Genomic DNA, 12706 nt, shown 5'->3' on the forward strand with positions numbered 1-12706 from the left:
GATATAAATTTTTCTATCTAAAACGCTATCAAAAATCTGTATAGCTGTAAAAATTAAATTGCGCGAAAGCGCTCTCCCGGCTTATGACGTCGTTCGCAGCAATCGGGGTACCTCGTTCGACGCGCACCCGAAATGCCATCCATGCCGCAAGATCGAAGCCCTATCCGCGAACCTCCAGCTCACACCCTAGCTGGAGATCTGATCCATGGAGCCCATCGACACCGCGGAAACAGTTCGCACTCAGCCGATCCCCACGACGACGCTCAGTCACGCCCCGTTCCTCAGTGACGCCGTCCGCAGGCAGCACGCTGCCTTTATCACCGGCGATACGCGCTTCGCTTCAGTCGCACGGCTCCTCGCCTCGCTTTGGCGTGTCGAGCAAAACCTCCCCGCCAGCATCCATGTCGAGCAGGGCTCAGGCGGCAAAGCCGGCAAGACCCGCAAGCTCCGCGCTGGTTGGCGGCTTCGTCGCGAGGACGCTCTCGCCGGCCGGACCTTCCTCACTCCCGAGATCGCGGCCTATGTCCGCCGCGTGCTCATCCTGCGCGAACCCGGCGCCATGTGGGACGAGGCCAAGATCCTGGGTCATCTGCTCTCCAGTCAGGGACTAGCGCTCAATCTGTTCGCCCCCATGGCGCTCGACCTCGAACTCGCCACCCGTGTCTGGTCCCGCCTACTGCCGAACTTCGTCCTCTCGGTCACGCACCTCAAATTCGAGACCTCGCCCGGACGCGGTGACGATCGCTATCTCCATGATGGCACCGCATGGGATATCCAGCTCGACGTCATCACCCCCGACGGCGAGCTGGCCTTCATCGCGATCGAGCTGAAGTTCATCGAGCAGATGATTGGTCCGTCCGCATCCGTCCGGCCACACTATGGCGAGGTCGCCCGTGCCTCCGGCCTCTACTGCTCCCCCGACGATCCGCTGCTCTACCGCCCCGGGATCGAGCAACTCCGGCGTGAACACACGCTCGCGCAGCTCATGGTCGATCAAGGCCATGCCAGCCGGGGGCTCTTCGTCCTCACTGGCCCCAGCCTGAACCTCCGCGTCGCTGCCTCGGCGAAGGTCTACGCCGACACCCTTGTCGCTCCTCTCGGCGCCACCCCCGACCGGGTCGGGTTCGTCCACCTCACCCTCGAAACCATCCTTGACGCCCTCGCTCACGCAGGAGCTGCCGACCACGCCAGAGCGGTCCACGCTCGCTACCTCGACTTCGAACGTGTGGCTGCCGTGGCGCTCGGTTACGTTCCGCTGGCACCGAGACCGCCCGTACCTCCTTCATCGCCGCTAGCGCTACCCTCACCGCGACCCTCGGCAGCATCCAGCGCAGCCTCCGTGAACGCCGGAGACGCTCCTGCCGTAAATCCGGCCCAAGCCACAGAGCCGGTACCAACAGCGTCGCCAACGCAGACTCAGGGCTGCCGTTCGTCCCTCCGGCGGAGCAGGCAGCGAACCCCGTTGCCTTCAGCGGCTCCCGCCGCACGGCGCCGTTCCCGTCCCACCAGCAAAGCTATCTCGAACACCTCTCCGGGAGGCAACTCGTGAGCCTCCCGCACCTCTGGTTCACAAAAGTGCAACGCCGTCAGCTGCTGCTCAACGGCCAACGATCCGCCGCCGGCAAGGATATCGACCCGTCGCCGGTGGTCAAACTGTTCATCCCGGACGGTGCTGCCACATGGCTGCTGACCGAGTTGGATCCCAGTGAACCTACCCGCGCCTTCGGCCTCTGTGATCTTGGTCTCGGGTCGCCTGAGCTAGGCTACGTCGACCTCAACGAACTCGCCCGGCTACGCGGCTACCTCAAGCTCCCTGTCTCGCGAGATATCTATTTCCAGCCGAATAGGAAGCTATCCGGCTACGCCGCCGATGCCATCGCCGCCGGAAGGATAACGGTATGAAGTGCTCTGCCCGCCGCTTCCATTCTGCATCACGCTAGAAGGGCCGCCAGCCCTCCAGTCCTCAATTCACCCAGAAACTCAATGATATCAATATGTAGAGTCATAGGCATTCCGTTAGCTTATCGAGACATTCCGCTTTTGGTCCTTTTCCGACCTTACGCGTGGTAGACTCTAGGGTCTGCTCGGATATCCGAAGAGGACTATTTACGGGCGACCATAACGTTAGCCCTTCGTGTTATTTTTAGACGTGCTGTCTGCGATGGTCCTTTCTGCAGGCGGACAGAGTGACGGCATTGGTGGAGTGCGGCTACGTTCACGCGCCCTGGTCTGGGCTCGGACATCCGACAACGATCTGGTTCTCACCAATGGCGTCCGCGGATCGGTTTTAGGTGTTAAGTTGATCAGATCTGGATTTGTGGGATCACCTGGTTGGCGGCTGTAACAGATGTCGGCTTCTGACGGACTGCCCGATGGGGCCACGTCCCTTCATCGCAACCCGTTCTGCGTGCTCGGGGCAACGACCCGTGATAGTCGGAGCCGGATCATCGAGCTTGCGGAAGAACGCTCGCTCGTCGGTGACGAAGACGCCTGTCGCGAAGCCCAGAACGCCCTCATCAACCTTCGAGCACGTCTCACTGCCGAGATAGGGTGGTTCCCGGGCGTATCTCCTAGAAAGGCATCGGAAGTCGTGAACGGGGCAGCGAGCCTCTCCCTCACATGCGCGAAAGGCGAGTTGCCTCCGCTTCCTAGGGCGAATGCGCTTGTTTCGCTGCTGGAGACGATGACGCCTGACAAGGAGCCGGCGAAGCTCGCGTCGTTGCTGTTGGCGCTCTCCGAGGCCGTAGAAGAGATCGAATTGGACGACGTCCTCCGAGACATCAACGAAGACCGGTCGGTCGCCGGGTACCAACCCGTGCGAAACGTCGATCTCGTCGCTACCGAATTCGAGTTGCGCAAGCGGACATACCTGAACGCCGTTCGCGACCTGGTCGATCGTCTCCCAAGCAAGGTGATCGTGAAGCTGGTCGATCACCTCGTCGACAAGAGCACCAATGGCGGCCAACGACATGCTCCCCCAGTCATCCAGGATCTCGTCGACGTGTACGAGACTGGAGCCCAGGAGTTCATCCGGCGTGAGACCGAGAACGTCCAGGCTTTGCTCTGGCGCGCTCGTGCCGCCATCCCACATGGTGAGGACAGCGTCTCGAAGGTGTACGAGGACGTCGAGCGGGCTGCGCTGAGTTTCAACGTCGTGACCAAGCCGATCCAGATCGTCAGTCAGGCCAACGGCGTCGATCACGAACCGAGCTCGGACCTCGCGTTCTCCATCCGTCACCTCGCCCTGGACCTGCACAACGACCACGGCTGGCACGTGCTGCCGGATCGGATCACCGCGTTCCTCGCGGCGAACTTCCCCAAGCTGGGCAACATCCAGGAGAAGGTTGCCGAGGATGCCGAGTACCTTCGGAGCGCGGCCGAGGAACGCAGCCGCGCACAGGAACGGAACGCCGAGTACGAACGGTCCCTCGAATACACCGCCGAGATCGGTCTGATGTTCAAGGACACGGTCACCATCAACGCGTCCGGGATCACATGGCAGAAAAGGCGCTTCCCGCTGGATGTCATCACGCGCCTACGGTGGGGTGGCACGCGGCATTCGGTGAACGGGATCCCGACCGGGACGAGTCGGGTGATCTTCGTCGGCGACGCCACGTCGGAGTTCACGATCCATCTCAGGAACGAGGCCATCTACGACAACGTGGTCGAGCGCCTTTGGAAGGGCGTCGGATTCAGGCTGCTCGTGGAGCATGTCGCGCGGTTGAAGCAAACGGGCAGCTTCCCGATCCCGGGCGGTCTGATCCGCGACGATGGGGTGACCCTAACGAGACGTCGTATGTTCGGTTCCAACGAGACCGTCCTCCTGGGATGGCACGAGGTGAACATCTGGAATGGCGACGGCAATTTCTTCATCGGCAAGAAGGACGACAGGAGCGTCCATTCGGCGATGTCGTACCAGGGCATCGACAACACGCCGGTGATCGAGAACCTGATCCGTGCCTTCTTCAAAAGCGAGAAGCCAAGGCCAAGTCAGCTTTTGGATTGAGGTTGCGTGCGGTCCATGAAAGTCGGTGAGGGCCCCGAATTCCGGACCTGCCAAACATCTCGCAGAGAGGCCACTCCAGTCAGTGGCGAAAACGTGTCATTAGGCTACCAGAAGGCCGTCGAGACATCAGCGCCACTGCCTAACCGTCGAGGCGGCCTGTGCCTTGAGGACCGCGTCAGAGGCATCCACCGAAGCCTTGACCGCGTTCATGTCGCTCTGACGGTAGCGGTAGTTCGAGCACCGGGCATTGTAGTCCGAGACAACCGCATTGTAGCGGTCGATGTGGATGTCCGAGGCCTTGTCGATGTAATCGCTCATCGCCTCGACACGCACGCGCTCTGAGAGACAGTATCTGATCTCGGAGCGGCCGAGAGACTGGCCAAGCATTGCGGAGGGCTTGTTTTCGACGTCTTGCCGTACAGGAACCACCGGGGCTGGCTCGTAACTCGGCCGTGGTTCCGGGGTCGAAGGTGGCGCGGCCGAGTAGGATGTCGAACTCGGGTACCGGTGCGAGGTATCGCCCAGTAAGTTCAAGGTAGCGATCACCGCGATGAAGCCCGTGAGTGTCGCGGCCCATAGGCGACCTGCAGTCCAGAACCCCGGTGTCTCAACTCTACGCGACGGTTCTCGCGCCATCGGAGCCGCCGTATCGATAGCCTTGGGTGATGGGGTTGGCTTGAGTGGGGCGGCGACGACCTCGGGTGGCAGCGCCGTAGCTAGTGCCGAGATCCCGGCGAACCCCATCGGGGGCGACGATGCGGGGCTGCCCGATATCATGCGTCCCGTCCTGCTGTGAAACCAAAAGGCGCTCGGGCCGCTTTTTTGTCCTTGGCCAGGATCCCGTCGAGAGCCTCGTCCAGGCTGCGCGCGTCGATCTCGGAACCTCGGCCCCGTGCGGCGAGCCGCGCGCCCTCGCGCACCACGAACGCGGCATCGGAGAGCGGGCGTCCTGCAAGGCGGCTTGCGAAGTCGGCTAAGCGCACGTCGGGGCCGAGCGGCAGACCGGCGAGGAGCGTGTCGAGAAGACCGAGAACCTCCGAGGCGTCGGCGAAGTCCACCTTCACGACGTGATCGAAGCGTCCCCGTCTCAGGATCGCGGGATCGATGATGTCGATGCGGTTGGTCATCCCGATGACCAAGACGCCCGCCTTGATAGCGTCCGGGATCCTTCGGAGGAACTCCGCGATCTCCTCGACCCGATGCTGGGACGCGCCGCCCCTCTCGCGCTCGGACAGGAATGCATCCATCTCGTCGATGACGATCACGGACGGTGCCGTGTCGATCGCCTCACGGAAAAGGTTCGAGATCTTCCGACTGGTGTCGTGGATGTACGGGCTCGCGATGCTTTCGGCGTCGACGTGGTGGCAGGGCCATCCCAGGAATGCTACGAGCCGTTCCACGGCGACGGTCTTGCCGCAGCCCGGCGGACCTTCCAAGACGATGGCTGCAGGGTTGACGATGCCGAGGGCACGGTAGTGGTCACGGTTTTGGATGACGTCGACGACGTGGTCGTTGAAGAATTCCTCCACCACCCTGCGACCCGGCAGATCGAAGCGGCCCCCACCGGAAGGGCTACGACCCGCCTCGCCAGTCCGGGCGGAACCGAGATCTGCCCGCGCCAACACGGGTTCCTCCACCGCGAGTCCCGCCGCTGCGACCAACCTGGCGACCTGTTCCTGGCTCATCCAGCTCAGGTACCCGCCGATACGGGAAGTCGGCACCGCCGGCACCCGAAGCCCGCCTGTCAGCCACGTTCCCAGCAGCAAGGCGTCGTCGGGCGCCTCGTCCGGATCGGCGACCTGGATCGGGAGGATCCGCGTGAGCCTTTCGACGTAGAGCCCCTGAGCGAGTGAGGCGGTCTCCCCGGCCGCCCGGGTCGCGCCAATCGCGGTCGCGAAGGCGAGCGCCTCCTGCGCGTTCTTCGGTGACCGGCTGCCAGACACCGGCACGAGGGTGTGTTCGGGTCCGCTACGAACTAAGCCGTAGCGGATTTGTCCGAAGCGGAACGACGTCAGTTCGCCTTCCTTGATCGTGCCGGTCGCCAGCCAGCCGTCGGCGACGTGTTCGGCTACGAGCAGGACACGGCCACCCGCTCGATCCTCGACGATCTGCCAACCGTCCCCGCCGATGAGCGCACGGCCGAGCGCGATGTCGCCCATGATTGTTGTGCCGATGGGAAGCCAGGGTTCGGACGTCATGTCAGTTCAAGATGATGTTCGAGGCGGAGATTAGGTCGTCCGCATCGGCCGACCTGATGCGCGTCAGGTCGAGCTGGATCACCACGTTCCGGAGACGCTCCACATCGTTCGCGTCGATGGCCTTGCGGCCTTCGTCAATGAGTTTCGCGTAAGCGGCTTGGTCGGCGAACAAGTGGGCCCATTCCTCGACGTAGAGGTTGAAGCGGTCGACGACGAACCAATCCTGTCGGGCGTAGATCGCGAAGATCCGGGAGCCGATTTCCTGTAGCTTCGCCTCGAACTCCTGCCCGGGCCTGGCAATGAGACGCTCGGCGGCCGCCTTCAGGTTCTCGAACGAGGTGATCTCGGTCGGTCGCGCGTGCTGGCGTGCATGCAGCTCGAACGAGGCGATCAGGCGATCGAGTTCGGCCCTGCGGATGATGGGGAGGTTGGACTTGCGAGCTTTCGCTAAGAGTCGCTTCGCCTCCTGCACGTCGTCGTCCGCCCTCTTAGCAGTTTCCGGATCGGTCTCGCCATCAGCAAGCGCGGCGGCTCGCTCCATCCGGTTTCGAACCTCGACCAATTCTCTGTCGTCGACCTTCGCGGCGATCTCTGAGATCTGGCGAGCCGTATCGGCCGCCTCGTCCCGGATGCGCTTCGCCGCCTGGCTATAATCCACGGTCGCCGACTGGCGGGAGTAGAAGTTCCGTCCGGACCTGAAGAGGGCGCCGATCGACGGCACCGAGATCTCAATCTCGATGACGCCGGCATCGGTAATCTCGTATGTCATGTTGAGGTCGGCGCCGGCCGGGATGACGCCGTCGTCGAAGTCGCTGCCGTTGATCTCGAACATCCCAATGAAGCGGTTGTTTGTGAGCGGATGGAGGATGTCGCCTTCCCAGACCTTGAACTTCAGCGAGCCGGCCGATCCAGATCGGAGAGACTCCTCGGCCTTGAAATTCTTTGAGCCCCTAGCGGGAAGTTGATCTCCCGCTTTGACAAGGTAAGCGAGCTCTAGCTGTCCACCGACGCGGGTACGGGCTTCGACGCCGATCGAGTGGGAGGCCGGGATGGCATCGATCGTCGCCGCGGTGCGGGTGATGACGACACGGTCGTCCTTGAGCGTGACCGGGCCGCCATCGACGTCGAAGACGAAGAGCTTGAAGGTGTTGGCACCGGGCTTGGTCAGAGGCACCTCGATGATGGCCCCGTCCTTCAGCGCCGCGCGACCTGACGACCATCCGGTGTCGACGCTGTCGACCTGGAACGCCGCGCCCGGCAGGGGCGCTTGCCCCAGCTTCAGCCTCAGCTTCGCCTTCTGATCCGGCGTCCGCGCAGCGTAGTTCACCGTTAGAGCGAAGCTGGAACCCGCGCTGACGGATCCCCGAGCGGTCTTCCGCGTGCGGCCCTGGGAGCTCCAGTCTACCGACTCGGCGAAGATCGCGGCGCCGGCAGCGACGGCGGTCATCGGGTTCACGTCCGTCGACGGCGCAATCCCGAGCTCGAAGGCCACTTGATCCCGCAGCGGCTTGTACTGGGTCGGCCCGCCAACGAACACGACGCGCTCAATGTCGTGCGGCGAAAGGCCGGCCTTCTCGATGGTCTCCTGCGTGGCCTGCACGGAGCGCTGGATGCTATCCTTCGAGAGGGCATTCAGCTGCGCACGGGTGATCGGAACGTCGATGTAGATCTCGACGCCGGCACTGTCGCGGACGCCAAGCTCGTTCTCGCCCGCCGAGATGATCGCGTCATCCCTACTCGAAAGCTCGATCTTCGCCTTCTCCGCGGCGTACTCGGCCATCCGTCGGAGGGTGCGGTACTGAGGGGCTGTCCACAAATCATTGGGGAGGTCGAACTCGCTGCGCAGCCACGGGGCGACGACGTTATCGACGATCAGGCGGTCGAAGTCCCGACCGCCGCACATCGGGATGCCGCCCTGCCCGAGGAGGCTGACCCTCCCACCGATACTTTGGGCGATAGCCACGTCCAAGGTTCCGCCACCGATGTCGTAGACCAGGAAGATGCCGTCGCCGCGCCGGCTCCGCATGACGCTCATCACGGCCGCCACCGGTTCCTGCATCAGGGCGACCTTGCCGAGGCCGGCCGCGCGGGCCGCCTCCATCGTCGCGTCCTTCTGCATCTGGTTGAAGGCGGCAGGAACGGTGATGACGGTGCCGACGTCGGGGTCGTTGCGGATGGCCTCCGGGAGGTATCCGAATAGGGTTCGCAGCACCTCGGAGGAGCATTCCTCCGGCGTCATAGTGACCTTGACGGCAGGAAGCTTCACGGGCGTCGAGGTGCCGATCAGCCTCTTGAAGAGTATGGCCGCGTTGTCGGGGTTCTTGGCGGCGTTTTGGTACGCGCGCGGCCCCACGAAGCGGTTGCCCCGCTTGTCGACGAAGATCGCCGAGGGCGTGACGTCGGTCTGGTCGGGGCTCTTGTAGAGATGGACATTCTCGCCGTCGAACGAGCAGATCGCGCTGTTCGTGGTGCCGAGGTCGATGCCGACGTACGTGGTCATTGTCCAGCCTTGCGCAGCGTGACGGTGCCAGGACGCAGGAGGCCGGCCGCGTTCATCACAATCGGTTCGATCATCTGGTCGACGACCAGTTCGTCGTCGGGCTCGAAATCCGCGATGTTGATGGCGGTTACGGCGGAGCCGGCGTCGTAAGGCTCACCTTCCACGTTCTCCAACCGGATGCCGACGCTTTGGAGGGACTCCCCGATGCGACGGACGAAGTAGCGATGCTGGTTGGCGAAACGGAGCGCTTCGCCGGCATCCAGCTTCGTCATCGCCCGGGCGAAAAGTTTCTGGAAGCGCCACCCCTCCAAGGCGAGGTCGAGCAAGACTGCTTCCACGTTCTTCGGCTCTGCCCCGTCCGCCATCATGCACCCGCCGGAGTGGTGGTCACTGGAGTCCGCCGAGATCGAATCCATCTTCGGTCGAATGGTATTGAAATTGGTCGTCGCCACAACGTGTAGTTACGCTTCGCGTTGCTGCAAACACGTCTGGCTACCAGAATGTCACACCCGTCTGTGTGACTTCACGGTCAATCCCAGGCCCGTACGTACCGATGAGGGCAAACCCATGGCGAAGTTCCTCGTAGGCCCGGCACTGGAAGGCGCTCCTGCAGCATTCGTGGCCTCCTTTCACCGCGCTCGGGCCGCTGCTCGGGCTCCTGCTGATTGGCTTCGTGGTTCGCTGGATCTCGCAAGGTTTCCGACCGGCCTAGGAAGGCGCGCTTAGTCGGATCCGGTTTGGGTCGAGCACGCTGGCCGGCACAACGTCGCCAACCTTGTAGTGCTGCTGGAGCCACTCGGAGATCAGGCGATTCCGCCCGACCACGCGCACGGCTCTGTTCGCGTTGGCCTTCCGGTTGATGCTCGACATCACCGGCTCGGCGCCGTCGTCGAATGAGATCTGAATGGGCTCGCCGTCCTCGCCCAGGTGCTGGCTGGCTTTGATGCCCGGGTTGATGAGACCCTGGTGATAGTAGGCCTGTCCGAGCGTGATCTCGAAAGGGAAGGCACCACCTACGGCGGCCAGCGGCTGTGGTCGATCGATCTCGGCAGGCCCGATGTCCACTGCTTCTTCGGCCTTCTCCCGCTCGGCCTCCTCAGTGACGGGCTTGCCCTTGTCGCGCCCATTCCATGGCGGATCGAACGCCTTGATGAGCGAGTCCTCCAATCCGGCCGCGAGGTTGATGTCGTAGTTGCCATACCGCAGGTCGGGAATCGGTGTGAACACGAGGATGCGAACCTCGCCTCCCGCCGAGAGCACCTCTTTGATCTTGGCGTTACAGCGGAGGTTGGTGCGCTGGCCAGCGCCCGGGTTGCGGTACCCGGAGAAGCGCTTCCGGACGCTCTGAGTGGTCTTCCCGATGTACTGCACCACGTCGCTCCGGATGAACGCGTAGAGCGCGTTCGGGGTGTCCACGAGAACGTCGTTCACGGTCGCCTTCTCGCCTTCGAGTTTGAACGCGATTGTCTCCCCGGAGGGCAGCCATGCCCCGACGTCGGCAAAGCCGATCAGGATAAGGTTCTCTTTCGTCAGGCCGGGCATCAGTTCTTGTTCAACCCCATCTCGCGGCTCTGCAGCTTCCGTTTCCACAGAGTCTCCATGTCGAGGACGTCCTGGGTAGTCGCGGCTGAACCGGCGACCTCCAGGATGGAGACTTGGTAGTCGCTCGGGTCCCGGCTCTTGAGCCCCACGTTTCCGCCGTGACCGTCCCGGTACGACATCCACCTGCCGTGGAAGCCATCGGCGCCCGTCGCGGAGCCGATGTACTGCTCCCGGGTCTTCGGACAGGTCAGCAAGTAGATCCCACGGGACGCGCCCAGCGTGGCCGCCCAGGCGGAGGGGAGCCCCTCGATCTTTGACAGCGAGGAGATGAACTTGGCGAACCCGGGGAACTCCAGTTCCTGGAAGGCCTGCCGGATCTCCAGGACCTCTTTGTCTTGGTTATCGGCGCGTTGAATCCACGCGCGGCCGCCTTCGCCCCATTCGATAATTAGGCGGCCGGCGAGATCGCTGAGCCTGGCGTCCAGCGTGAGCTCGTAGACGTCGGCCGCCCCGACCTCGTCGAATCCGACGGCGTGCGGCCACTGTCGCACCATTTCGTTCGTGCCGACGTACCAGCAGGCGTAGAAGCCGGCCAGCATGGTTTCGCCGGCGGGAGTGACGACGAAGCTCGCCCAGAAGGACGCGGTCAGCTTCATCCGGTTCCCGATGCTCTGGCCGTTCTGATAGAACTCGAAGGCCGGCCGGTCGTCACGCCACAGTTCGTACGGGGTGCGCCCCTTCAGGGAGCGGCTGTCCTGGTGTCGGAGCAGCCGGACCTCACGTGGAGCGATGCCAGCCTGGGCGAGGAGGGAGTTGAAGCGGAGGGGCACGGCTTAGAGCTCGATCTTCCAGTAGTCGAGCACTTCCTGGACCTCCGCCCGGGGGTAGTGCGGGCCGGCATGGGCAAGGTCGCCCTTGATTGCCGCCCGCCGCTTCCTGACCTGCTTCTCGATCTCGGGCGTCAGGTCGATGACACCCAGCGGCCTCTTCTGGCCAGGCTTGCGAGGCCAACTGTCCGGATAGTCGTCCCACGCGTCCCAGGCATCGAGAGCCTGCACAGTCTCGACCAAGCTCTCGTGGTCGCAGGTCCATTCGTAGAGGTTGCGGGAGCAGATCCGGAGCATGGCCTTGACCTCAGGCATCGTGTCTGTGAACGCCTTCAGGGGCGTCGGCAGCAGGACCATGTTGGCCACGCAAGAGAAGAATCGACGGTCCTTCACGACGTCGTTGCCCTTCTGAAATAGCGGGTCGTCCACTCCCCAGATGTGACAGCACGACCAGTGCGGGCGGTCCTTTGTCCGGAGGCCAAGCGCCATCGTGAGCGCCTTGTTGGCGTTCAGGTTACCCTCGGTCTTGTGGGCAGACTCGCCCGTCGCCCGCTTCGTGTTCATCTGCGGCTCGGACCACTTCCCCTTGTAGAAGTGGTGACCCCGGCCGTGTTCCGGGTACCATGTCGGCAGCAGTCGGAAGGTCTCAGGCGCTACCCAACGGGCGGTGCGCTCGATCAGGGTCACGATGGCCTTCAGGTCGATCTCGGCCCGCAGCGCTTCCAAGCCGTCGGCAGCAACCTTCGGCAACCCATTCTCCCTCAACTTCCCGCGGCGGGCGGCTTCCCGCGAAAGGATTCTCACATCTGAAAGCTGCATGCTAGGCATAGCAACCATTAGATACAGTTCCTGAGGACCAGCGTGCCGGGGCATCCGCGTTGATCACCCGCGAGCACACTCAGGAATCACTGTCCCAGGCCTACGTGCACGCTCTCGCCGGCGTCGCCAGCCTCAATCTCGCGGTTCGCACCAACTACGACTATGGAATCGACGGTGCCTTTCACCCGGTCCGCATCGTGGGCGGGGTTAGGGTGCCGTCGGCGTTCCCGGTCGAGTACCAGATGAAAGCCACCATCGACTGGCGGCATTATAGCGAGTTCGTCGTCTACGACCTTGATGCCCGGGCGCATCGGTACCTGACCAACCGGGAACCGCGACAGGCGATGGCCATTCTCATCCGGCTTTGCCTGCCACCGGACGAGGCGCACTGGCTGGACGGATGCGAGGCGCAACTTCGCCTTCGAAACTGCTGCTACTGGTTCCGTCCGGCCGGGCCGCCCACTATCAATGTCTCCTCCGTCCGCATCCGCATCCCGCGCGCCAACGTGCTGACGCCGGACGCGCTGAGGGGTATCATGGTTCTCGCTCGCGCCGAGGGCTCGCTATGACCGAGCCGGCCGATCCCATCGACGGTATCCCGCTTCACACCAAGGCCGTCCCGTCATCACAAGACACAGCGAGCCTCAGTGCGGCCCTGAAACCACTGCCAAGAGCTACGGGTTATCGCTCTGTGCGATCGGCCCTGTGGCGGCTACATCCATTATCACCCTGGATGGCTGACCACGGGAACCATCCCGACATAAGAACCCTGTCCGACTGACACGCCCCTACCCCCTGCGAACCTGGCTACCCC

The 12706-nt window shown here is 63.3% G+C and carries 11 protein-coding genes; 4 read left to right on the forward strand and 7 right to left on the reverse strand.

The genetic code is table 11. The features are described 5' to 3' along the window. Positions 1-205 precede the first annotated feature (205 nt). The 3 genes from FV234_RS23230 to FV234_RS23240 all read left to right on the forward strand — a co-directional run bounded on the left by FV234_RS23230 (position 206) and on the right by FV234_RS23240 (position 4006). On the forward strand, positions 206-1549 hold the full coding sequence (locus tag FV234_RS23230; protein WP_147831948.1) for a hypothetical protein: 1344 nt from the start codon (positions 206-208) through the stop codon (positions 1547-1549). Continuing rightward, complete coding sequence (locus tag FV234_RS23235) at positions 1546-1902, forward strand: DUF2958 domain-containing protein (protein ID WP_246686288.1); 357 nt, start codon at positions 1546-1548, stop codon at positions 1900-1902. The genes FV234_RS23230 and FV234_RS23235 overlap by 4 nt, the downstream gene beginning before the upstream one ends. Before the next feature lie 445 nt (positions 1903-2347). Then, positions 2348-4006 carry a hypothetical protein gene (locus FV234_RS23240; protein WP_147831950.1) on the forward strand — a complete coding sequence of 553 codons (1659 nt, stop codon included), beginning with the start codon at positions 2348-2350 and terminating at the stop codon, positions 4004-4006. Positions 4007-4132: 126 nt separating this feature from the next. Here FV234_RS23240 and FV234_RS23245 read toward each other — a convergent pair whose 3' ends face one another. The 7 genes from FV234_RS23245 to FV234_RS23275 form a co-directional block, all read right to left on the reverse strand. Then, positions 4133-4324 carry a hypothetical protein gene (locus FV234_RS23245; protein WP_147831952.1) on the reverse strand — a complete coding sequence of 64 codons (192 nt, stop codon included), beginning with the start codon at positions 4322-4324 and terminating at the stop codon, positions 4133-4135. Positions 4325-4779: 455 nt separating this feature from the next. Further along, positions 4780-6204 (reverse strand): ATP-binding protein, encoded by a 1425-nt coding sequence (locus tag FV234_RS23250; protein ID WP_147831954.1) that lies wholly within the window; start codon positions 6202-6204, stop codon positions 4780-4782. A 1-nt stretch (position 6205) separates the two neighbouring features. After that, complete coding sequence (locus FV234_RS23255) at positions 6206-8704, reverse strand: Hsp70 family protein (protein WP_147831956.1); 2499 nt, start codon at positions 8702-8704, stop codon at positions 6206-6208. Then, positions 8701-9156 (reverse strand): hypothetical protein, encoded by a 456-nt coding sequence (locus FV234_RS23260; protein ID WP_210250966.1) that lies wholly within the window; start codon positions 9154-9156, stop codon positions 8701-8703. The genes FV234_RS23255 and FV234_RS23260 overlap by 4 nt, the downstream gene beginning before the upstream one ends. A 256-nt stretch (positions 9157-9412) precedes the next feature. Next, positions 9413-10246: a GIY-YIG nuclease family protein gene (locus FV234_RS23265; protein ID WP_147831958.1), complete on the reverse strand. Its 834-nt coding sequence runs from the start codon at positions 10244-10246 to the stop codon at positions 9413-9415. After that, the gene (locus FV234_RS23270) at positions 10246-11076 is read right to left on the reverse strand and encodes a GIY-YIG nuclease family protein (protein WP_147831960.1); all 831 of its coding nucleotides are present in this window, start codon (positions 11074-11076) and stop codon (positions 10246-10248) included. The genes FV234_RS23265 and FV234_RS23270 overlap by 1 nt, the downstream gene beginning before the upstream one ends. A 3-nt stretch (positions 11077-11079) precedes the next feature. After that, positions 11080-11823: a hypothetical protein gene (locus tag FV234_RS23275; RefSeq protein ID WP_147831962.1), complete on the reverse strand. Its 744-nt coding sequence runs from the start codon at positions 11821-11823 to the stop codon at positions 11080-11082. A 128-nt stretch (positions 11824-11951) separates the two neighbouring features. Here FV234_RS23275 and FV234_RS23280 point away from each other — a divergent pair, with 128 nt between their 5' ends. Beyond that, positions 11952-12461, forward strand: a complete 510-nt coding sequence (locus tag FV234_RS23280; protein WP_147831964.1) for a DUF4365 domain-containing protein — start codon at positions 11952-11954, stop codon at positions 12459-12461. Positions 12462-12706 lie beyond the last annotated feature (245 nt).

It is taken from the genome of Methylobacterium sp. WL8, assembly GCF_008040045.1.
Taxonomy (GTDB): Bacteria; Pseudomonadota; Alphaproteobacteria; order Rhizobiales; family Beijerinckiaceae; genus Methylobacterium; species Methylobacterium cerastii.

What these genes read in the sequence shown, in the direction of transcription:
- FV234_RS23230 (WP_147831948.1), top strand. Translation starts at nt 206, where the DNA reads ATGGAGCCCATCGACACCGCGGAAACAGTTCGCACTCAGCCGATCCCC.
- FV234_RS23240 (WP_147831950.1), top strand. Translation starts at nt 2,348, where the DNA reads ATGTCGGCTTCTGACGGACTGCCCGATGGGGCCACGTCCCTTCATCGC.
- FV234_RS23245 (WP_147831952.1), bottom strand. Translation starts at nt 4,324, where the DNA reads ATGAGCGATTACATCGACAAGGCCTCGGACATCCACATCGACCGCTAC.
- FV234_RS23250 (WP_147831954.1), bottom strand. Translation starts at nt 6,204, where the DNA reads ATGACGTCCGAACCCTGGCTTCCCATCGGCACAACAATCATGGGCGAC.
- FV234_RS23255 (WP_147831956.1), bottom strand. Translation starts at nt 8,704, where the DNA reads ATGACCACGTACGTCGGCATCGACCTCGGCACCACGAACAGCGCGATC.
- FV234_RS23265 (WP_147831958.1), bottom strand. Translation starts at nt 10,246, where the DNA reads ATGCCCGGCCTGACGAAAGAGAACCTTATCCTGATCGGCTTTGCCGAC.